The sequence below is a fragment of the Magnetospirillum sp. LM-5 genome (genome assembly GCF_902729445.1).
GTDB lineage: Bacteria > Pseudomonadota > Alphaproteobacteria > Rhodospirillales > Magnetospirillaceae > Magnetospirillum.
This window is the reverse complement of the sequence record NZ_CACVCE010000072.1, coordinates 25,924-51,590: the sequence shown is the minus strand read 5'-3', so window position 1 is coordinate 51,590 and position 25,667 is coordinate 25,924. Positions and strand designations below refer to the sequence as shown.

1 protein-coding gene (running past one end of the window) is annotated in these 25,667 nt (G+C 67.5%); it reads left to right on the top strand.

Going from position 1 to position 25,667, the window contains the following annotated elements; all coding sequences use genetic code 11:
- The first annotated feature begins 65 nt into the window (after positions 1-65).
- On the top strand, positions 66-25,667 hold the 5' portion of the coding sequence (locus MTBLM5_RS17355; RefSeq protein ID WP_173977305.1) for a LamG-like jellyroll fold domain-containing protein. The gene runs 18,162 nt beyond the window's last position; 25,602 of the gene's 43,764 nt are visible here — the first part of the coding sequence; its start codon is at positions 66-68; its stop codon lies beyond the right edge, outside the window.

Below are 25,667 nucleotides of genomic sequence, written 5' to 3'. Positions count from 1 at the left end.
CGGCGCAGCAGACCGTTATCGAAGCAGGTGGGGCGACCCGGGTCGTCATTCCCGGTGCCGATTTCTTGCTTGAGGCCGATTACGTTCGGGCCGGTGCCGACCTGATTCTGGTCGGTGCCGACGGTACCAAGGTTGTCGTCCGCAATTATTTCGCCACCGAGACTCCGCCGGCCCTGGCCAACGCCGCCGGCGCGGTGATCGATCCTGAATTGGCCGAATTGCTGGCCGGCCCGCTGGCGCCCGGACAGTTCGCCCAGGCGGGAGTTCCCGGCAGCGGCCTGAAGAGCATCGGCAAGGTCGAGGCCAGTTCCGGTTCGGTCGAGGCCCGCCATGCCGACGGCACCCGCAGCATCCTGAAGCCCGGCGACCCGGTCTATCAGGGCGACCAGTTGCAGGCCGCCGACGGCGCCAATGTCGGGCTGATCTTCGCCGACGGCACCGCCTTCGCGCTGGGTTCGAAGGGCCGCGCCGTTCTCGACAATCTGGTGTTCGACGCGGACGCTCATTCCGGCTCGGGCCAGTTGTCGGTGGTGTCGGGCTCGTTCACCTTCGTTTCGGGCCAGATCCCCAAGACCACCCCCGACGCGCTGCAGATCAAGACTCCGGCGATGACCATGGGCATCCGCGGCACCGCCGGCGGCGGCGCGGTGTCGGGTGCCGGCGTCCAGGTGGTGCTGGTGCCGGAAAAGGGCGGCGTGGTCGGCGAGCTGACCTTCACCACCAAGTCGGGCCAAAGCTTCACCGTCAACACCCCCGGCATGGGTCTGTCGGTCAGCCCCAGCGGCGCCGCGCAGGTCCAGGCCTTCAGCGCCCAGCAATTCGGCGCCATGGTCGGCAACGCGGCGACCGGCAGTTTCACTCAGAATGTCAGCGGCGGCTTCAATTCTGGCACCGGCCCGGGCAACGAGCCGGGGCCGGGACAGTTCCTGCCGTCGGTCCCCAATCCCAACCTGAATTTCGACCAGAAGTCGCCGCTGGATAAATCCGCCGCCGAGAGAGTGGCCTCGCTGGTGCAAGAGGGTGGAAAGGCGCTGCAGGCTGAGATCAAGGTCCTGATCCAAGCGATCGACACGACCTTGCCGCCGCCGCCGACAGTGACGACGACAGCCGACCCGTACGCGTCGAAGATCACGACGGCGGTCACCGCGGTTTCGGCGCTGACCGGCGCCGTCACCGGCATCACCAAGGTTCTGGCGACGCTGAATCCGTCCGAGCAGGCCCATCTGCTCTATGACATGATCCTGACCGACGTCAGCGGCACCAAGCTGGAAGAAGCCCAGGCGATCTTGCAGCTGCTTTCCGGCCATAGCTGGAAGCCGGCCAGCGAGGTCGGCCCCGACGGGGCCACCATCATCACCTATTCGTTCCCGACCCAGGTGCCGGCCGATTATGCCGGCTCGGTCGAGGGCCAGGGCTTCATCGCCTTCACGCCCGAGCAGCAGGCGGCGGCGCGCGCCGCCATGGCCGAATGGGCCAAGGTCGCCAACATCACCTTCGTCGAGGTCACCGGCGACGGCGGCGAGATTCGCTTCGCCAATTCCACCACCGGCCCGGAAACCGCCTGGGCCTATCTGCCGGGCGAGGGGACCGGCGGCGACGTGTGGTTCGACGCCGGCGACCCGCAATTGGGGTCGCTGGTGCCCGGCAGCTATGGTTTCATGACCCTGCTGCACGAACTGGGTCACGCCTTGGGCCTGGAACATGCCGGCGATTACAACGGATTCGCCGTCCAGACCAGCGCCTACGATTCGCAGATCTACAGCATCATGTCGTATTTCGGCGGCGGTCTGGTCGGCTATTCCGATAGCCCGCTGCTGCACGATATCGTCGCCATCCAGCAGATGTACGGGGCGCGCGGCGAGGATCTGGCGGCTCAGTATCTGGGCGGCCTGCCGTTCGCCACCATCGCCGCCGACGGCACCATCCAATTCGCCGCCTCGCAGGATTATGACGACGACGGCGACATCGACGCCACCGACGACGCCATCGAGACGGAAATCAACGCCACCATCGCCGCCATCTCGTCGGACCTGGACGGCGACGGCGTCATCGGCGACACCGACGACAAGATCGCCGCCCTCGAAGCGTTGATGACCACCAAGCAGAATGCGGCCGAGGCCATCGTCACCGAGCTGGGGACGGCGGCGCAAGGCAGCGCGCTCTATAAGAACCTGCAGACCGCCACGGCGGAAGTGAAGGTGGCCAAGGCCGCCGCCAGCGCCCAGGTGATCGCCGCCAAGCAGGCGGCCGTGCAGACCAAGATCGACGCGCTGATGAGTGCGTGGGAAGCCAATTCCAGCACCGACATTTCGGCCATCACCGCGCTGAAGGCCAAGCTCACCACCTATCAGACCCAGTTCAACACCTACAAGACCGAAGCGACCACCCTTTCGGCCAATTTCGTCAGCACCAAGATCAACAACCTGATCAGCAACACGATCGGGCCGGCGCAGACCAAGCTGACCACCGCTCTCGAGGCGGCGACCGCCAAGGCCAACATCCTGGGCACCGTCGCCGCCAATCCCAATGACAATTCGGTCATCACCACCGCCATCAACGCCTGGGTCGACGGCACCGCCACCTCGGACGAGGCGACCAAGGAAGGCACCCGCGTCGCCGCCACCTTGACGGTCAACGCCGCCAAGACCGCCAGCGCCAATGCCATCGCGGCGTTGGAAGCCGCGCGCACCGCCGAGCAGCCGGCCTATCTGGATTGGCAGGAAAAGCTGGGTGCCGCGCAGGGCAAGCGCGCCTATGCCGACGGCACCGTCAAGCCGATCGTCGATGACGCCGCCGACGCGGTCGCCACCTTCTCGACCACCGCGACCACCGTGGTCATCGGGAATGCCACCGTCAATGTCACCGCCGGTGCCAGCCTGACGCTCGCCGCCAACAAGACCCTCGAGGCCTGGGGCGAAAGCGGCGCGGCCCGCTTGGACGCCATCGATCAGGCGCTGGCGGCGGCCCTGTCGGCCAAGACCAACGCCGCCGCCAACTACACCGCCGCCGTCAATGCCTACAAGGCCGCCCATGCCGGCGCTTCCGACGCCGATGCCGACAAATATGTCGAGGTGGCGGCGTGGAAAGTGCAGAAGGTGGTCGCCGACGATGCCTATGCCCGCATCCTGACCGCCGACGCCCTGGTGCGGCTGGGCAGCGACTACAATATCGCCCTGCAGAAGGTGGCCAGCGCGGTGTCGGCCGCCACCACCGCGACCAAGTCCTCGCTGCTGGCCGACGCGCTGACGGCGGCCAATGCCGCCAAGACGGCCGCCGATACCGCTTTCACCAATTCCAGCCCCGCCGACCTGGCGGTGACCACCCAGGCCAAGAATTTGGCCGCCGACGCGGTGACCAAGATCCAGGCCGCCGCCAACGCGCCGTCCGACGCCAGCCTGCTGAATGCCGCCCTGGCCCTGCCGCCGCAGGACGCCACCTTGGAAGCCACCACCATCCTGGTGGCGCAGGGCCTGGCCGCCGACCTTGAGGTCAAGGGCTTCTTCACCGCGCTGTTGACCGAGTACCAGGCCGCCTATGCCACGGTGAACGCCGCCGCCGCCGCGGCCGAAGCGATCGCCGCCCAGGCCGAGACCGCCTATGTCACCCTGCACGGCCAGGTCCTGACCCTGGAGCAATCGGCGGCGACCGCGCTTGGCGCGGTGCTGACCGCCTATGACAATCTGGCCAAGGCCCAGGGCGCGGAAGCCGCCGCCGAATGGTACGAGAGCTTCTCGGAAACCATGGCGACCAAGAGCGTCAGCAATGACCTGCTGACCGCCGTCAACGCCGCCGTCGATGCCACCAAGCTGGCCGAGCAGGCCGCCCAGACGGCCAAGACCCAGGCCGGCGAGGCCGACACCCATGTCGCCGACGTCACGGCGACGCAGTCCGACGCCACCGACGCCCGCGCCGCCGCCGATCTGGCCCAGACCAAGTATCTGGAAGCCGAGGCCGCCCGCGCCCAGGCCCAGGCTCTGCTGGCCAAATCGACCACCTGGCGGGTCCATTCCAACGACATGGACACCATCTACCAGGCGGCGGTGAAGGCGGTCCTGTCGGCCTCGGCGGCACGCGATTCTGCCGATTCGGCCGCCGACAACGCCGAGGCGACCTTGGCTCTGGCCCAGGCCCAAGCCGCCGGCGACGCGGGTGCCATCGCCGCCGCCCAGGCGGCGCGCACCGCCGTTGCCGCCCAGGCCGAGACCCAGGGCATCACCGCCGCACAGAAGCAGGCGGCTGCCGCGGTCGAAGAGGTGCTGCGGCTCGAGGCCCAGGCGCAGGCGGCACTGACCCAGGTCAACAAGGCGCAGGCCGCCTTCGCCACCGCGCTGGTCAACACCAACCAGGGCATCGTCACCACCGACCTCGGCACCGTCCAAACCAAGCTGGGCAACGCCCAGACCGAGCTGGCCAACGCCCTGGCCGCCAACACCCGGGGCGCGGCCGAGACCGCCGCCACCAACGCACGGGCCCGGTTGGAAGAGGCGCGCACCGCCGCCCTTGACGCCATCGCCAAGGCCGACGCGGCTTCGGTCGATTGCGCCGATGCCGGCCTGGCCGCCATCGCCACCTCGAAGACCACCGCCGAGAATGCGGCGACCGCGGCGGTCAATTTCGCCAGTGCGGCCAAGACCGCCCTGGCGACGGCCAAGGCCAAACTGGATTTGATGAATCCGACGCGCAACGATAACGCGACGTTGGCCACCGATATCGACAACGCCAAGAATACCGCCGTCAATTCCTCGAACGACCCCAACGGAACCAACGATGCCGCCGGCAAGCTGGCGGCTGCCGCGGCCGAGCTGGCCACCGTCAAGGCCATCGTCGCCTCGTTGCTGGCTTTGGGACCGGCGGCGGCGGCCAAGGCCAAGAGTGCCAACGATTCGATCCTGTTCCTCGAGCAGCAGGTGATCAAGGCATCGAAGGCGGTAGCCGAAGCCGATTCCGCCGAGAAGCAGGCCCTGCAGGTCGATGCCGCCGCCGAGGCCAAGCTGGCCACCTACACCGCCGCCGCCGCCGCCAAGGCCGCCGCCGAGGCCGCCGCCGCCGAGGCCGCCGCGCGTGAGCTCGAGCGCATCGCCGAGGCCGAGCGCACCCGCACCGCCCTGGACGATGCCGCCAACAGCCAGGCCGGCGGCTATGCCACCGACGCGCAGACTTACAAGAACCAGGCGCGCGACTACCAGAACGAGGCGCGGACCGCCTTTGACGATGGCGACATCGCCGGCGTCCAGCTGGCTTCGACCAAGGCCGCCGCCGCCGCGCTGAAGGCCAAGGCGGCGTTCCAGGCCGCCGCCGATGTCGCCGACGGCCACGCCGTCGCCATCGGCAATGTCGCCACCGCCGCCGATTACAACAAGCAGGCGCAAAGCTATGCCGCCGCCGCGCGGGCGATTTCCGACGCCGCCACCAATCTGGAAGCCGCCGCCGCCTCGTGGCGGACCGGCACGGTGGTCACCGCCCGTTTCGGATCGGTGGCCGCCAATACGCTGGCGTCGACCTCGCTGACCACGGCCAAGTCGTCCTATGACGCCGCCGCCACCGCCGCCGCCGCCGCCCGTGCCGAGACCCGCGATCCGCTGGTGGCCGCCGCCGCCGCCGAAGCCGCCCGCGATTCGCAGGCGACCTCGAAGGCCGCGGCCCTGGCCGATTATCAGACGGCGCTGGCCGCCAACAACAACGACGCCACCAATCTGGTGGTGATGGCCTACAAGGACGCCTACGACGCGGCTGTGGCCGCCTATGACAATGCCGTCGATGCCGCCACCAAGGCCCGCGCCGCCGCCGATTCGGCGGTCACCCGCGCCACCCTGGCCGAGGCCACCTCGGATTCCGCCTACGATTCCTATGTCGCCGCGCAGGAATCGGTGGCCGACGCCGCCTCGGTCCAGGCCAACGCCGAAGCGGCCGAAATCATCGCCCAGTACACCGCCCAGCGCGACATCGAGACCTCGATGTCGGCGGCCCTGGCTTCGGCCGACGCGGCGCTGAAGAAGGTCACCACCAATACCGGCGACACCGACAATCTGGATTACGCCGCCACCGCCAAGACCAAGGCCGACGCCGCCAAGGCCCAGGCCGATGCCGCCAAGGCGGCGTACGACGCGGCGGCGGTCGATCCCAACGACGCCACCGTGTTCGGCATCTCGGACGCGACCGGATACAATACCGCCGCCCAGACCGCCTACAACCAGGCCAAGGCGGCGTCCGACGCCGCCCAGCTGGTGGTGGCCGAAGCCGACGCGGCGGTGATCGCCGCCAAGGCCGCCTATGACAAGGCCGCCGACCTGCCCGACCAGATGCTGGTCGATCTCAATAATGACGGCAATTTCGACAACGATGCCAACGACCCGCAAGCGGTCGCGGCGGCGGCGGCCCGGGCCGTGCTGTCCAAGGCGGCGACCGATTACGCCAAGGCCCTGGGCATCCAGTCCGAAGTCGCCAAGCAGGCGGCGCTGGCCAAGTCCTATGCCGACCAGGCCTTCGAATCGCTGAACGTCACCAAGTCGCTGCAGGCCCAGACCCAGGCGGCCGGCGCCGCCAGCCTGGCCGACGCCCAGTTCGCCGCCGACCAGGCCAAGGATTCCGCCGCCAGCGCGGCGACCAAGGCCGCCGAAGCCAAGGCCGCCGCCCTGGCCGCCCGCGACCTGATCGACGGCACCGGGTCGAACGACCTGCGCACCACGCTGAACACCCAGATCACCGACGCCACCGGCCGCCTGACCGATTTCGGTGACAACAGCGCCGGCCGCTACAAGGTGCTGGCCGACAAGATCGCCGCGCTGCAGACCAAGTTGACCACGCTGCAGGGCCAGGGCGTCACCGTCAGCGGTGTCGATGTCAATGCGCTGAACACCGCCAGCGGTACCGCCAACACCGCCATCGGCACCGCCCGGGTCGCGGTGCTGGGCGATGCCGGCAACAATGTCTTGTCGGCTTCCGCCAAGGCCGACGCCGCCTATACCGCCGCCGTCAACGCCTTTGACGCCCCCAACAGCACCGACGACGCGACCGGGCTGGCGGCGACGGCGCAAGATTCCTACGACGCCACCGGCACCACCAACGATGCCGCCGGCCAGGCCGCCATCGCCGCCGCCGCGACCGACCTCGCCACCGCCAAGGCGGCGGCGGAAGCGGCCGGCGTCTTCGCCAAATCCGCTGCCGCCGCCTCGGAATCGGCGGCCATCAAGGCGGCGGTCGCCCAGGATCAGGTCAAGGTGGTGGCCAACCTGCAATCCGACATCTCGGGGAAGGTCGCCGCCGCCGCCAAGGCGCTGACCGACGCCGAGACCAAGGTCACCATCGCCATCGCGCGGGCCGATGCCGCCGAATTGCAGTCGCTGGCGGCCAACATCGTCGATACCACCGGCACCGCCAACGACGCCCTGGGCAAGGCGGCGGCGGCGACCACCGCCAAGACGTCCGCCGCCAGCGATATCGCCTCCATGCTGACCGCCTACACCGCGCGGGTCGGCAATACCGCCGCTTCGGCGTCGTCGGACCAGACGGCGCGCGCGCTGATCGATGCCGCCTACAAGAAGGCGCTGCTGGCCCAAGGCGCCCTGGACGACGCGGTCAGCCAGTCCAACACCGCGCTGGGTGCCGCCAATGACGGCGCCACCGCCAAAAGCGCCTATGGCCAGTTGGCGCTGATCAACCAGACCATCGGCGGCACCAAGCTGGGGGCGGCCACGGTCAGCGCCGGCCAGGCCACCGAATATGTGAACACCATCCAGGCGGCCAAGGCGGAAGTGACCCGCCTGGCGGCGATCGTCGATGCCGCCAAGACCAATGTCGATGCCCAGCGCGTGGTCGTCGCCGACCAATTGCTGGTGGTCAACGCCGCCACCACCCTTCTGACCCAATCCGACGCCGCCCGCACGCTGTACCAGACGGCGGCGGCGCAGTTGGACATCGCCAAGGCCAAGGCGGCGACGGCGGCAGCCCAGGCCGACCTGGCCAAGACCTATGCCGACCGGGCCGCCCAGGCGGCGATGAACGCGGCGTCCGAGGTCAATCCCAACGCCCTTTACCTGGGCAAGACCGCCGCCCAGTGGAGCACCGAGGCCGCCGCCGCCAAGGCCGCCGCCGCCACGGCGCGGGGCGACGCCAACACCGCCTATCAGAACGCGATCAACGCCTACGACAATCCCAATTCCACCAGCGGCGACGCCGTCGCGGCGGCTACCGCCGCCGATGCGGTCAAGACGGTGACCTTGTCCACCGGCGCCTTCACCCTGGAAAGCAGCACGTCTGCGCAGGCTTGGGCCGACAAGGCGCTGGCCGCCAGGAACGAGGCGGCGACCCAGGTCGATAATGCCGACCGCGCACTTGCCACCGCCACCAATGCCGAAAGCTCGGCCGCCGCCTCGGCGACCGCCGCGTCGAACGCCAGCAACGCCGCCGCCATCTTCGAGCAGGCGGTCGACAGCGCCTATGCCGGCGCCCAGCGCTCGGAAGCCGACGCCCTGGCCGCCAAGAGTGCCGCCGCCACCGCGAAGACCAGCGTCGACCAGATCATCGGCGCCGATGCCAACGCTGCCGGCTCGGTGCTGAACAAGCTCACCACCATCATCAGTTCGATCGACACCTGGAAGGCTGCCAATCCCAGCGCCGATGCCAGCGTCGCCAACGGCATTCGCGCCAAGGCGGTGGCCCTGCTGGCCAAGGCCGACAGCACTACTGTCGGTGCATTGGGCATCAAGCAATTGGCGGCTGCGGCGGTGACCGACGCCACCACCTTCTCGGACCAGGCGAGCGCCAAGGTCACGGAGATCAACACCATCGACCTGACCTCGCCGAACCATGCCAGCCATGGCGACGTCAACAATATCGCCGACGCCCAGGCCGCCAATAGCCTGGCGACCGAGGCGACCACGGCCGCCACCAACGCCAAGAACAAGGCGACCATCGCCAGCCTGCAGGTGTCGAGCGCCAACCAGCTGGTTGCCGATGCGGCCGCACTGTCGACCAGCTTCTCGGGATGGCAAAGCCAGGTCGCCCAAGCGGCGCAACTGTCCGCCGCCCAGGCGGTGCAGACCGCCGCCGCCGCCGCCGCCGCCGATGCCAAGAACGATGCGGTGACCATGTCGGAAGACGGCACCGCCACCATCAACGTGCTGGCCAACGACACCCGGACCGACGGGGCGGCGCTGAACCAGGGCCGCATCGTCTCGGTCGGACAGCTGACGCCGCCCGGGCACGGCAAGGTCACGCTGTCGGCCGACGGTACCCAGGTCATCTATACCCCGGATGCCAATTACTCCGGCACCGACAGCTTCACCTACACCATCACCAACACGGTGACGCTGACCAATTCCTACACCGGCCTGACCGAGACCAAGGTGACCTCGGACACCGCCACGGTGACGGTGACGGTGCTGGGCGTCAATGACGGCCCGACCGTGGTGGCCGATGTCGGCACCGCGCTCAATTCCTCGACGCCGGTCACCATCGATGTGTTGGCCAACGACAGCGATTTCGACGGCGACACGCTGTCGATCTCGGCGGTGACGCAAGGCGCCAAGGGCACGGTGGCGATCAGTTCGGGCAAGGTGATCTACAGCCCGACCGCCGCGCAATTCCAGTCGCTCCGGGCCGGCGAGACCGGGACCGACACCTTCACCTACACCGCGTCCGACGGCAAGGGCGGCACCACGACCGGCACCGTCACCGTGACGGTGACCGGCACCAACGACCTGCCGGTGGTGTCGGCCTTCACCAAGGCCACGGTGGAAGAGACCCCCTACATCTTCCAGGCGTCCGATTTCGCCGGCGCCTTCGTCGATGTCGATGGCGACGCGCTTTCCAAGATCAAGATCACCACCATTCCGACGGCGGCCTCGGGCACGCTGGAATTCACCACCGACGGCACCACCTGGATTCCGGTCACCACCACCTTGCTGCAGACCGGCGAAGTGACGGTCACGGTGCCCAACCTGAATGCCGGCTATCTGCGCTTCGTTCCCAACGGCAGCTATACCGGGTCGGCGACCTTCGGCTGGAAGGCCCATGACGGCACCGGCTATTCGGCCAGCGACGCCACCGTCACGGTCACGGTGTCGAACGTCAACGACGCCCCGACCTTCACCGCCGACGCCAGCCTGCCCGTGATGACCGAAGGCGCCACCAATCCGGCCGGCGCGACGGTCAGCGCGCTGTTCGGCGCGTTGTTCTCGGACGCGGATGTCGGCGGTTCGATGGGCGGCATCGCCATCGTCGGCAACAGCGCCGACCCGGTGAAGGATGGCGTCTGGCAATTCTCGTCCGACAACGGCACCACCTGGACCAATGTCGGCACGGTCAACGATACCGGCGCCGCCTTGGCGGTGCAGGCCAGCGCCAAGCTGCGCTTCCTGGCGAATTCCGATGCTTCAGGCGCCATGCCCGACCTGATCGTGCGCGCCGTGGACGACACCTATGCGGCGGCCAGCGGCACCTGGTCGAACAGCGCGACGGCGACCAAGTCCTTCGTCAATACCGGGACGCCGACCGGAACGTCGTTCTTCTCGCAGACGACGAAGGCCCTGCACGCGACCGTCACCGGCACCAACGACGCCCCCAGCCTGTCCGGCCCGGCGGCCTATTCGGTCGAGGAAGACACCGCCACGCCGACCGGCATGACCGTCGGGGCGCTGTTCGGGGATGTCTTCGTCGATCCCGATCCCAGCGCCGCGCTGGCCGGCATCGCGGTGGTGGCCAACAGCGCCAACGCCGCCACCCAGGGCAAGTGGCAATATTCGGTCAACGGCACCAGCTGGACGGATGTCGGCACCGTCAACGACACCGGCTCGGCCCTGTCGCTGTCGGCCGCGACCCAGTTGCGTTTCGTCCCGGTGGCCAATTACGAGGGCAGCACGCCCAGCCTGACCGTGCGGGCCATCGACAACACCTTCACCGGCCTGTTCTCGGATGCGGTCACCCGCATCACCACCAGCACCGTCACCAACGGCAATGCCACGGCGATCTCGGGGACGACCGGCACGCTGAACGCGACGGTGTCGGCCGTCAACGACGCGCCGACCATGACCGCCACGGCGACGCTGGCGGCGGTGGTCGAGGATAGCGGAACCTATCCGGGGGCCACGGTTTCGGCGCTGTTCGCGGCGAATTTCTCGGATATCGACGCGGGCGCCTCGCTGGCCGGCGTGGCGGTGGTCGGCAACAGTGCCGAGATGCAGAGCCACGGTGCCTGGCAATATTCCAGCAATGGCGGCGCCAACTGGACGGTCATCGACACCATCTTCAACGATACCGGTGCGGCCCTGGCACTGTCGGCTGCGACCCTGGTGCGGTTCGTGCCGGCCCCGGAATATAGCGGAACCCCGCCGTCGCTGGTGGTGCGCGGGATCGACAATTCCTATGGCGGCGGGTGGTCCGACAGCGCCGGCAACGGCATGATCGTCGATACCTCGACGCGGGGCGGCATCACCCCCTTCGCCGCCACCACCACCCAGCTTGCCACCACCGTCACCGCCATCAACGATTCGCCGGTCCTGCTGGACACCGACCGGGTGTCGGTCACCTATGATTTCGAGAATCTGACCCCCGGCGTCGGCATCGACGGCCAGGACGGCTGGGTCGCCAACACCCTGGGCAGCACCCACGCGCTGGTGGGCGACACGACCGCGGACGGCGCCTTCACCGACGGCACCGCCTATGCGCCGTCAAGCCCGCAATCGGTGGGGCTGAACATCTCGCGCATGATGGCGCTGCCGGCCCGTCAGCCGGGCGACAAGCTGGTCATCGAATACGACACCACGCCCAATTACTGGGGCTCGTTCTTCCGCCTGGGCCGCGACATCAATGTCGACGGCAATCTGGTGGATGGCGCCAATCTCGATGCCGGCGAGGCCTCGATCGGCGTCGAAATCCACCAGACCCCGTCGGAACAGATCCGCCTGCACCTGGCCGACGGCACCCAGACGGTGTGGCAGGATCTTAACCTGACCAACGATTCCTATATCGCGGGTTGGGTGCGCTTCCGTCTGACCCTGGACCCGGCCGCCAATGGCGGCCAGGGCAGCCTGAGCCTGGAATACAAGGAACTGACCCAGCCCGGCGGCGGCACCTGGCAGAGTGTCGGCGGCCTGACCAACATCCCGGCGGCCCTGGGCGCCACCGGAGCGGCTGATCCCGCCAGCTGGAACGCCATCGTCTTCGGCGGCGCCAACGGCGAATCGCGCCTCGACAACATCGCCATCTCGGCCCAGCCGAGCCTGCACGCCATCGTGCCTCCGATCGCCGAGGATACCACTGCCCCGGCCGGCTTGTCGGTCGGCGCCCTGCTGGCCGGCCTGGTGGTCGATGTCGATGCGGGATCGGCGGTGGCCGGTGTGGCGGTGGTCGGCAACAGTGCCAATTCCACCACCCAGGGCGTCTGGCAATATTCGACCGACAGCGGCGCCAACTGGCACAATGTCGGCACGGTCGGCGACAACGCCACCGCGCTTGCGCTGTCGGCGGCGTCGAAGCTGCGCTTCCTGCCGGCGGCCAATTATGACGGCACCCCGCCCGGCCTGGACGTGCGGGCAGTCGATAACAGCTATGCCGGCGGCTGGACCAATGGCGCCAGCAAGGTCACGCTCAACGCCGCCAGCCATGGCGGGGCGACGGCGCTGTCGGATCAGGTGGCGACCATCGACACCATGGTCACCGAGGTCATGGACACGCCGATCGTTTCGGCGCCGACGGTGCAGGCGACGACGACCGTCGATACCACGGCGACGCTGGCCCTGGCGGCCGCGGTCACCGACCCCAGCGAATCCGTCGCCTGGGTCGATATCTACAACGTGCCGACCGGGGCGACCATCACCAACGCCATCAGTCTGGGCGGCGGCGTGTGGCGGGTGCTGCCGGCCAATCTGGGCACCCACACCCTGACCTTCCCGGCCGGCGGAGAAACCGATCTGGCCCTGCCGCTGATGGTCACCACGGTCGATGGCTTGACCAGCCTGACCACCTCCAAGACCCTGTATGTCGCCGTCGGCTCGACCATGGAGGTCAATGTCGATGGCACCTATGACGGCAGCCCGCTGGCGATTTCGCAAACCATCACCGGCGGCAGCTCGGTCGATGTCATCACCGGCGGCTCGGCGGCCGATACCCTGATCGGCGGGGCTGGCGACGACACCGTGTCGGGCGGCGATGGCGCCGACGTGATCGTCGGCGGTGCCGGTGCCGGCAACGACGTCTATTACGGCGGCACGGCCGCGAGCGACACCAGTGCCGACGACTGGATCAAGTATCCCAGCGCCGTCAATCCGGTCACCGTCAACCTGACCGCCGGGACCGCTTCCGGCCTGGATGTCGGCGCCGATACCATTTCGGGCATCGAGCATGTTGTGGGCGGCGCGGGCGCCGATTCCATCATCGGCAGCGCCGTCGCCAATACACTGATCGGCGGTACCGGCGACGATACCCTGACCGGCATGGCCGGCGCCGACGTTTTGGTCGGCGGGCAGGGCAACGATACTTTTGTCGCCACGCTGGGCGATGGCAGCGACCGAATCATCGGCGGCGACAGCACCGGCGACACCGGCATCGACACCCTGAACATGTCGGCACTGACCGCATCGGTGACGGCCAACCTGTCGGTGGGCACGGTGGTCGGCTCCGATAACGGGTCGGATTTCGCTATCGGCATCGACAACGTGATCGGCGGGTCGGGCGACGACATCTTGTATGGCAACGCGCAAGCCAACGTCATCGATGGCGGCGCCGGCAACGATATCCTGCGTGCCGACACCATCTATAATCGCGCCGGTTCGCCCAGCCAAATCTTCCGGGTCAGCGAAGCCGCGGACGGTTCCGGCGGTAACGGTTATTCGGGCGAGGCGGTGGTATCCGCCAACGGCCGCTACGTCGCCTTCACCTCCAACGCGACCAATCTGGTTGCCGGCGACACTGATACCGACACCGACATCTTGCTGAAAGATCTGGCGACAGGCGCGATCCAGCGGGTGTCGATCTCGCCGACCGGCGGGACATCGGATCATGATGTCGATGTCGCCAAGATCTTCAAGGTCAGCCCGGACGGACGCTATGTGCTGTTCGCCTCGGATCAGGCCTATGCGCCGACCGACACCGCGGTCGGTGATCAGGGCGATCTGCTGATCAAGGATTTGCAGACCGGGGCGGTGACGCAGGTCAATACCACCACGAACGGCCAGCAGGGCAGCTGGACCGTCGAGGGCGCCGATATGTCGGCCGACGGCACCTCGGTCGTGTTTACCGCCTATGTCTGGAGCCTGCCCGGTTCGGGCGTTCAGCACAAACACGTCTTCTCGAAGAATCTCGCCACGGGCGAGCTGACCCAGATCGATTCCGGTGTCGCCAATCTGGATCAGGCCGGCAGCCAGGTCGTGCTATCGACCGACGGCAGCAAGGTGATGTTCAGCACGTCGGCGCCGTTGGTGGCCGGCGCGCCCGGCGGTGGCGCCCAGTCGGTTTATGTCAAGGACCTGACCACCGGCACGGTGGTACTGGCCAGTTCCGAGGCCGACGGCACGCCCTCGACCGATGGTGGTTATTCCGCGGTCCTGTCGGGCAACGGCAAGTTCGTCGCCTTCACCAGTTCCGCCGATCTTCTGAATGACGGATTGACCGGGGTCGCCCATGTCTACGTCAAGAATCTGGAGACCGGCGGATTGGTCCGTGCCGATGTGGCTACCGACAACACGGTCGGCAACGCCTCGGCCTACAATGTTTCGATTTCGGCCGATGGCCGCTATGTCGCCTTTGCCTCCACTGCCGGGAATCTGGTGGCCGCCGACGGGAATGGCGCGCCGGACGTGTTCATCAAGGATGTGGTCGGCGGAAGCCTGATCCGCGTCACGCCTGAAACGCCGTTGGTCAGTCACGCCTTTACCGGCTACGACGACGTGCGGATTTCCGCCGATGGCCATCATCTGATCTACTCGACATGGCAAGGTCTGACCGCCGGCGACAGCAATGCCACCCGCGATGTCTTCACCGTGTCGAACCAGCTGTGGCAAGCTCCGTCCGGTGGCGACACCCTGATCGGTGGCTTGGGCAACGACACGCTGATCAGCGGCGTTGGCGTCACCTCGCTGGTGGGCGGCGATGGGCTGGATACCGCGTCCTTCTCGGGCGCGACCGAAACGGTCAATGTCAACCTGGCGACCGGGACGGTCACCAATGACGGGTTCGGCACCGCCGAGACCATCGCTTCGGTCGAGAATGTGGTCGGCGGCGCCTTCGACGACACCTTGTTAGGCGACGCCAGCACCAACACTCTGATCGGCGGTAGCGGGTCCGACACCATCCGCGGTGGTGGCGGGGCCGACATCCTGTCCGGCGGCGCCGGCATGGATTCCTTCCTGGTCGGGGCCGGCGAGTCCACCAGTGCGGCCACCGACACCATCACCGATTTCGGCGGGACCGATGTCCTGAATTTCAGCGCGGGCGCCGGGTACAAGTACTACGTCTCGCCCACACCGGTCGTCGGCACCAACGTCGCGGCGGCGATCGCCGCGCTGGATCCGGCGGTCACCGACGCGGTGGTGTTCCTGTCGAACGGCACCGACGGCTGGCTGTACGTCAAGGGCGCCGGGACCGGCACCAGTTTCGACGGGACCTTGGTGGCGCTGGCCGGACAGTCGGCGCCGGTGTCGATGGCCAATATCGGCGGCGTCAATGGCCAGTTGACGATCGGCACGGCGGGCAACGACGCCATCCCCCTGGCCGGCGCGGTCAGTGGCGACATGGCGGCCGGCGGCACAGGCGACGACACCTATATCGGCAGTGTGATCCCGTCGGGCCAGGCGACCTTGTTCGACAGCGCCGGCAACGACATCTTGGATGTGTCGGCCATCGCCCAGTGGCAGTTGAAGGGGATGGAACGGTCGGGCACCGATCTGGTGATCCGCTTCGCCCCCGAGGCCGGCGGCGGTTCGGTGCTGATCAAGAACCATTTCGGCGGCAACGCCATCGAACAGTTCCTGGGCGATGACGGCTTGGGCACCATGACCACCGGCCTGACCGGCGGCACCCAGCACGACATCATCGTCGGCACCACCGGGGCGGACGTCCTGACCGGCGGCGGCAGCGACGACATGTTCTTCGGTGGCGGCGGGTCGGATACCTTCATCGGCGATGCCACCACCGACGCCTGGGGCAACATCAAGGGCGGCGAAGTGTCGTTCGGCCTGTCGGGTGCGGCGGTCACCGCCAATTTGTCGGCTGGTACCGGCAGCTCGGGCGGCGACACCTACACCTTCCAGGCCATCGATTCGGTGATCGGCTCGGCGCTTGGCGACACCCTGACCGGGCGGGCCAGCGGTTGGTCGGGCCTGACCGGCGGCGCCGGTAACGACAGCTTGATCGGCGGCGGCGGCAACACCTGGGCGCTGTACGAGACCTCGGCGGCGGGCGTGACCGTCGATCTGTCCGCGGGCACCGCCAGCGACGGGTTGGGCGGCACCGATAGCATCACCAACATTTCGGGCGTGCGCGGCTCGGATTTCGCCGACACCCTGATCGCCGCGGCCGGCGGTTCGACCCTGGCCGGCGGCAAGGGCGCCGACGTCATGACCGGCGGCGCGGGCGCCGACACCTTCCTGCACCGGGTGGGCGACGCCGACACCATCACCGGCGGCAGCGGCTGGGATATGCTGGCCATCGACACCGACGGCAACGGCTCGGGCGCGCTGAACCTGACCACCATGACGGCGCAGATTTCCGGCATCGAGGCGGTCAATCTCAACTGGAACAGCGGCAATCAGACCGTCACGCTGAACAGTGCCGCGCTCACCGCCGTCACCGGGGGCGCCAACCTGTTGTTCATCGACGGCAGCGCCGGCGATCAGGTCAATGTGACCGATAACGGCTGGGCATTCACCAGCCTGTTCACCTCGGGCCAGACCTATGCGGTGTTCACCAACGGCGCCTCCACGCTGAAGATCGACACCGATATCGGCATGTCGTTCGCGGGCGTCACCAACATGGCGCCGGCCCTGGGCGGCACCTTGGCGGCGACCACCACCGAAGGTCAGTCGGTCACCCTGACCAGCACGATGATCGTCGGCTTCGACCTCGAATCCTCGGCCTCGGCGCTGACCTATGCGGTCGCCAGCCTGCCCGGCAACGGCACGATTGTCGTCAACGGCAGCACTCTGGCCGTCGGCGGCACCTTCACCCAGGCCCAACTGACCGCCGGCCAGGTCGTCTACCAGCACGGTGGCAGCGAGATTTCCACCGATACCTTGACCCTCACGGTCTCTGACGGCACCAATACCAGCGCGGCGAGGACCCTGAACCTCAGCGTGACGCCGGTCAACGACGCACCGGTCGTCGAGGGACTATCCGCGGGCGCTCCGTGGTCCGTCATGAACTTCGACGGCTCGGACGATTACGTCACGGTGGCGGCCCCCACCGTCGGCGGCGACCTGACCATCGAATGCTGGGCCAAGGTCGACAGCGTCGGCAACTGGGCCCGTTTCTTCGACATCAGCGCCGATGCCGTTAATCAGCGCCTGGTTCTCGCGCTGGAAGCCGGCACCGGAAAGCTGGCGTTCCAGACCCGCACCGACGCAAACGTCACCACCACCCTGACATCTGCGTCCGCGCTGCCCCTGAACCAGTGGCTGCATCTGGCGGCCACCGTGGATTCGTCGGGCAATGGCACCCTCTACATCAACGGCGAGGTCGTCGGCACCCTTCCGGGCATGTCGCTGTTCTCGGAGGCGGCCAGGTCTTTGAACTACATCGGCAAGAGCGGCTACGGGCCCGATCCGCTGTTCGATGGCCAGATGGCCGAGGTCCGCCTGTGGAACACGGCGCTGACCCAGCCCCAGATCCAGGCGAACATGGACCAGCGCCTGACCGGGTCCGAGACCGGACTGGTCGGCTGTTGGCCCCTGAACGACGCCAACGTGGTCAACCTGGTCACCAGCACCACCGAGACCGTCAATGGTTCACCGGTCGTCGCCGCGACCGGCCCGACCATGGCATCCGGCGTGGTCACCTCGGGCCTCACCGTTGCCGAAGAGGGTTCTTTCTCGGGTGTCCTGGCGGGCAGCGACGCGGAAGGATCGTCCCTGACATGGGCCAAGGCGGCGGACCCGTCCCACGGCACGGTCACCGTCAACGCCAACGGCTCGTTCGTCTACACGCCGAATGCCAACTATTACGGCAGCGACACCTTCGCCGTGACGGTGTCGGACGGGCTGTTGACCACCAACCAGTCGATCACCGTTACCGTTACCAGCGTCAACGACGCGCCGGTGGTCGCCTTTACCGACAACCTGACCGCTACCGAGGACACCGTCCTTCCGATTTCCGGGGTCTCGATCTCGGATGTGGACGGCCTGCCGACCGACCAGTTGCAGGTCACCCTGACTGCCGGCAACGGCACCGTGTCGCTGGGCACCACCACCGGCCTGACCCTGGGTGCCGGCGCCTTCACGGGCTCGTCCGTCGTGACCTTCACCGGTAGTCGGGAAAACATCAACACCGCCCTGGCGAGCCTCAGCTATCGCGGCCAGTCCGATTATTCCGGCCCCGGTCAGATCACCTTCAGTGTCGTTGAACTGGGCGGAAGCGATCCCAAGACCGGAACCGCGACCATCAACCTGAGCGTCCAGCCGGTCAACGATACGCCGGTGCTGAGCCTGCCCAACCCGACGTCGATGTTCATCGAAGGCGGATCGACGCAGCCCCTGGCGAACCTGACCCTGACCGACGTCGATACCGGCGGTTTCTCGGGCATGGTGGTCCGGATCGACAATCCGCAGGCCGGCGATTCGTTGTCATTCACGCCGACCGGCAACGTCACCGGCAGCTACAATGCCGGGACCGGCATCCTGACGCTGACCGGCAATTCTGCGCTGGCGGATTACCAGGCGGCGGTGCGTTCGGTTACCTATAGCAATACGCTCGACAATCCCTCGACGACGCCGCGCCAGATCACCGTGGTCGCCGACGACGGCACCAGCGCCGCCACCATCACCTCGACCGTGACGGTGACGCTGGCCAACGACGCGCCGGTTTTCTCGAGCTTCCAGATCAATGCGGGTTCCACCAGCACCGACAATTCGGTCACCGCCGGCACCCAGTACCAGCCGGTAGCGGCGAAGCTGGCCGATGGCGGCTATGTGGTCGCCTGGAAGGGCACGCTGCCCAGCGACACCGAATACAGCTGCATCGTCATGCGCCGCTTCAACGCGGACGGCACCGCGCGCGATGTTGCTGACGTCATGGTCAACACCACCACCGCCGGCGACCAGGGTCTGCCGTCGGTGGCCGCCCTGACCGACGGCGGCTATGTCATCACCTGGAACAGCGCGGAAGGCGCTGACATCGGCGTGCGCACCCGCGTGTTTAACGCCGACGGCACCGCCCGAACCGCTGTCGATTTCTTCGCCGACACCGACCATACCGGCGAACAGGCCTACGCCCAGTCGGCGGGCCTGGCCGGCGGCGGCTTCGCCGTCGTCTATTCGACCGGGGCGTCCGGCTCCCGCAATATCGGGCTGCGTCTGTTCAACCCCGACGGCAGCGAATTGCTGTCCGAGCGGACGGTCAATACCGACAATACCATCGAGCAGCTGTATCCGACGGTGGTCGGCCTGAAGAACGGCAATGTCGCGGTATTCTGGCAGACCAACAGCGTGCCGGGTGGGTCCGGCACCGACATCGCCGGCACCATTCTGTCGCCGACAGGAACGGTGGTGGCGGCCGACTTCATCGTCAATTCGACCGTCGCCGGCGGCCAAAGCTATCCGGCGGCGGCCGTTCTGTCCGACGGCACCTTCGTCGTCGCCTATCAGACCACCACCACCACCTCCGACATCCTGGTCCGGCATTTCGCTGCCGACGGCACGCCGATCGGCGACGAGGTATCGCCGCTGCAAAACACCACCCTGGTGCAATACCGGCCGCACATCACCGCGACGCCCGATGGCGGCTATGTGATGAGCTGGTATTCCGACAACGGTACCCGGCAATACATCGCGCGCGCCTTCAACGCCGACGGCACGGCGCGAACCGACGAATACGTCCTGGGCACCACGCTGAACGACGAGACCGGCGGCAACGCCATCATCGGCCCGCTGTCGAACGGCGATTACGCCGTGGTGTGGGGCAGCCAGCCCGCCAGCGACATCAATATCTCGGATCGTCACTTCAAGTTCGCCCCGGCGCCGGTGACCCTGGCCACCATCGCCGAGGACAGCATTGGCAGCTCGGGCAGCTTGGTGTCGGTGCTGACCGCCGGCACCGCCGACCCCGATGGTGGCGGCGCCTTGAAGGGCATCGCCATCACCGATGCGCCGGCTGCCAACGGCACCTGGCAGTACAGTCTGGACAACGGCACCAACTGGCTTGATTTCGCCCTGATCGCACCGAATTCTTCGCTGCTGCTGGCCGACACCGACAAGATCCGCTTCACCCCCACCGCCAATACCAGCGGCGCCGCCACCTTCACCTGGCGGGCGTGGGACCAGACCAGTGGGGCGCACGGCCTCAAGGTCGATACCACGGCCAATGGCGCCACCACCGCCTTCAGCGCCACCACCGCCACCGCCACGGTGACGGTGACACCGGTCAACGACGCGCCGACCCTGACGCTGACCACCAATACCGCCAGCTTCGCCGAGGGGGCTGGCGCGGCCACTCTGTTCTCCACCCTGGCCCTGACCGACATCGACAGCACCGACATGACCGGGGCGACGGTGACGGTGGGCGGGTTCGTCGCCGGCGACCTGCTGTCCTTCACCAACCAGAGCGGCATCACCGGCAGCTACAACGCCGCCACCGGCGTTCTGACGCTGACGGGTACGGCGAGCAAGGCTGCCTATCAGAGCGCGCTGGGCTCGATCACCTTCTCGAATCCGTCCGACACCTTGGCCGCTGGTTCGCGCACCATCTCGGCCACCGTCACCGACGGCACGGCCACCAGTGCCGCCGTCACCTCGACCGTGACGATGGTTCCCACCAACGACGCCCCCACCGTCACGGTCAGCACCGGTTCCCTGGTGGCCGGCGCGCCGGTGACGGTGCATCTGGCCAATACCGGCGCGCAGACCATGCCGGTGGCGACGCGGCTGGCCGACGGCTCGTATGTTGTGGCGTACCATGGGGAAAGCACGGTCGATAGCGATGGCAACCTGGCCATCTTGCTGCGCCAGTTCAGTTCCAGCGGCGTGGCGTTGGGGACCCAGGAGATCGGCGTCAATCTCCCCTCCGGCGCCCAGCAGGTGCGCGCCGACATCGAGACCCTGACCGGCGGCGGCTTCGTCGTCATCTGGGACAACGAGAACGATGTTTTCGCCCAGGTTTACGATGCTGCCCTGAACAAGGTCGGGGCCGAGATCACCGTCAACACCAATACCACCGGCGGCCAGTACTTTCCGGCGGTGGCGTCGCTGTCCAACGGCGGCTTCGTCGTCGCCTGGATGGAAGCCAACGCCAGCGCCAACGACGTTGTGTTCCAGCGCTTCGACGCTGCCGGCGCCAAGGTGGGCGGCGAGACACCGGCGGCCCAGAACACCACCGGTTTCCAGTCTCTGCGGCCCGGCTCGATCACCGGCTTGGCCAACGGGACCTTCCTGGTCACCTGGGAAACCGACAACTCGGTATCCGGCGGTAGCGGCTACGATATCGACGCCCGTCTGTTCAACAACGACGGCACGCCGGTCGGGGCCGAATTCCGGGTCAACACCACCGTCGCCAGCAACCAGAACGAATCCCGCGCCGTCACCCTGGCCGATGGCAGCTTCGTTGTCGCCTGGCAGACCAACGACGGCAACGCCGGCGGTAACTGGGTCGACATCGCGGTCCGTCATTTCGCCGCCAACGGGACGCCGCTGGGCAGCGAGTTCATCGCCAACTCCACCCTTCCGGGCGAGCAGAAGCCGCCGGGACTGGCCGCCCTGCCCGACGGCGGTTACATGGTCACCTGGCAGGCCAGCGTCAATTCGGTCACCACGATTCTGGGGCGGGTGTTCAACGCCAACGACACCGCCCGCACGGCCGAGTTGACCATCGGCACGGGCACAAGCTGGAACACCACCGCGACGCCGGTGGGCTTGGTCGATGGCTCCATCGCGGTGATCTGGCCGTCAAGCGCCAATGGCGGCGACGTGGTCAGCACCCTGCTGGGGCCGGCCGGCTCGGCGTCGGCGCCGCTGGCGGCGACAGAAGACACGGCGCTGGCGATTTCCGGCATCTCGGTCTCGGACATCGATGGCCTGGCCAGCGACACCATGCAGGTGACCCTGACCGCCGCCCACGGCAAGGTGACGCTGGGCACCACCACCGGGCTGAGCCTGGTGTCGGGAAGCTTTGTCGACGCCGCGGTCATGAACGTCAGCGGCACCCGCACCGCCCTCAACACGGCGCTGGCCACGCTCAGCTACAAGGGCTCGGCCAATTATGCCGGCGCCGACCAGGTCACGGTCAGCGTCAACGACATGGGGGTTGGCGGCAGCGGCGGTGCCCTGACCGGAACCGCCACCGTCCATATCCAGGTCGCCGCCGCCAACGACGCGCCGATTTTGACCGTCGACGGCACTCTGGCGCCGACGGCCGAGGACACCGTCTCGCCCATCGGCGCCTCGGTCGGCAGCCTGTTCGCGCCGCTGGTGACCGACGTCGATGCCGGGGCCACCATGACCGGCGTCGCGGTGATCAGCAACGGCGCCACCGAAGGCACATGGCAATATTCGGCTGACGGCGGCAGCAATTGGGTGGCGGTCGGCACGGTGACCAACGCGGCGGCGCTGGTGCTGCAAAGCTCGAGCCTGCTGCGCTTCCTGCCCAACGCCAATTTCAACGGCTCGCCCACCGGCATTGAAGTGCGGGCCATCGACAATTCCTATGCCGGCGGCTGGAGCACCAACGGCGCGAAGGTCACCGCCGACACCACGTCGAGCGGTGGCGCCTCGCCCTTCTCGAACAGCCATTACCTGTTCACCGGGGTTACGGCGGCCAACGACGCGCCCTATCGCCCGACCGCGCTGGTGTTCGACGGCAACGATTCGTTCACCATCCCGACGAATAGTGTGACCAAGTTCCAGGGCGCCGAGAACTTCTCGGTGGTGATGGACATCAACCCGGCCGGCGGCGGAATCGGCACGTTGTGGCGCCAGCACGCCTATAACGGCGAGCTTGAGGTGATCACCGACGTTCAGGCCAACGGCGCGCTGACCTTCGCCATCGGCAGGCAAAGCGTCGGCTGGGATTGGAAAGTCACGTCGGCCGGCGTCGTCGACATGAACGAATGGTCGCAGGTGGCCTTCGTCAAGGACAACACCGTCGCCCGGGTCTATGTCAACGGCGTCGAGGTGTTCTCGCAGACGATCGGCGCTACCCAGTTGGGGGCAACCGAGACCACCGCCCAAACGGTGTTCGGCACCGATGGCGGCAACAACAAATACAGCGGCCAGCTGGGCAGCCTGAAGGTCTACGCCCTGGGTCTCAGCCCGGCCGAGGTCGCCACCCTGGCGGCCGGCGGCGCGGTTGGCACCAATCTGGTCGGCGACTGGCAGATCAATGAAGGAACGGGTCCGGTCCTGTTCGACGCTTCGGCGCAGGCCAACAATATCACGCTGCCCGGCTCCATCGCCTGGAACACGTTGACGCTGCCGGCGGCGAGCGAGGATATTTCGGTCACGCTGACCACGGCCCAGCTGATCGCGGGCGTGGTCGATATCGACGGCGACAGCCTGGCCATCGCTAACCTGAGCGCCGACATGGGCTCGGTGGTCGCCAACGGCGGCGGCACCTTCACCTACACCGCGCCGGCCAATTATTCCGGCCCGGTTCAGTTCACCTACAATGTGGTCGATGGCCACGGGGGCTCCGTCCCCGGCGCGGTCAGCATGACCATCAACCCCACCAACGATTCCCCGACCATCGCGGCGCCGATCGCGGACCAGATCGCCCCGGTCGGAACGCCGTTCAGCTATACCTTCACCGTCGGGACCTTCGCCGACATCGATGCCGGCACCACCTTCACCTATGCGGCGACCAAGAGCGACGGATCGGCCCTGCCGGCCTGGCTGACCTTCGACCCGGTGTCGATGACCTTCAGCGGCACGCCGCCGGCCGAACTGGCCGGGTCCAATGTGGTGATCAACGTCACCGCCTATGACGGGCAGGGCGGCGCGGTCGCCGATCAGTTCGTGCTGTCGCTGGCCACCTATACCGGCACCGCCGGCAACGATTCCTATGTCGGCGGCAGCACTGTCGATGTCATCGATTTCGGCGCCGGCAACGACACCGTGACCGGCGGCGGCGGCAACGACACCCTGACCGGCGGGGCGGGTTCCGACCTGGCGATCTTCGCCGGCAACCGGGCCGATTACGCCTTCACCGCCACCGGCACCACCCTGACGGTCAGCGGGACCGACGGCGTGGACGTGCTGAACGGCTTCGAGACGCTGCGCTTCGACGATGGCGACATCGTGGTGTCGGCCACGGCCGAACGCCGGGTCAACAGCGAGACGTCCGGCGGCCAATCGACGCCGAAGGCGGCGGCATTGACCGGCGGCGGCTATGTGGTGACCTGGACCAGCGCCGGCCAGGATGGCGATTCCGGCGGCATCTATGGTCAGCGCTACGATTCCTTCGGCAACGCCGCGGGCGCGGAATTCAGGATCAACACCACCACCACCGGCGACCAGGGCGTCCAGGCGGTGGCCGGTCTGTCCAACGGCGAATTCGTCGCCGTGTGGGGCACGCCCAACCAGGACGGTGCGGGCTTCGGCATCTACGGCCAGCGCTTCGACGGCAATGGCGGCGTGCTGGGCAGCGAGTTCCTGGTCAACACCTATACCACCGCCGACCAGTATCACCCGTCGGTGATCGGACTGCAGGGTGGCGGCTTCGTGGTCAGCTGGCAGTCCTATGGCCAGGACGGCGCCAATGCGGGCATCTACGCCCAGCGCTACGCTTCCGACGGCTCGGCCGCGGGCAGCGAGATTCACGTCAGCACCTACACCGCGCTGGATCAGCAAAAGCCGCAACTGGCGGCGCTGGCCGACGGCGGCTTCGTCGTCACCTGGACCTCGACCGACCAGGACGGGTCGAGCTATGGGGTCTACGGCCAGCGTTACAACAGCGTCGGCACCGCCCAGGGGGGCGAGTTCCGCGTCAACACCACCACCTCGGCCGAGCAGTTCGGGCCGTCCGTGGTTGGCCTGGTCGGCGGCGGCTTCGTGGCGACCTGGCATTCCAATGGCCAGGATGGCGGGTCCTATGGGATCTATGGCCAGCGTTACGACGCTTCCGGCGTGGCCGCGGGAGTGGAATTCCGCGTCAATACCACCACCGCCGACGAGCAGGCCTGGTCGTCGGTCACCGCCCTGTCCCAAGGCGGTTTCGTGGTGACCTGGCAAAGCAACGGCCAGGACGGATCGTTCCACGGCATCTATGCCCAGCGTTACGACGCGAACGGCGTGGCCCAAGGGGTCGAGTTCCGCGTCAACACCACCACCACCGATTCCCAGTCGGCACCGTCGGTGCTGGCCCTGCCCGACGGCGGCTTCGTGGTGACCTGGCAAAGCAACCTGCAGGACGGTTCCGGCAACGGAATCTACGAGCAGCGTTTCGATGCTTCCGGCAATGCCATCGACCTGTCGATGTTCGGCACGGCGGGGAACGATAACCTGACGGTCGGCGCCGGCATCGATTCCGTCACGCTG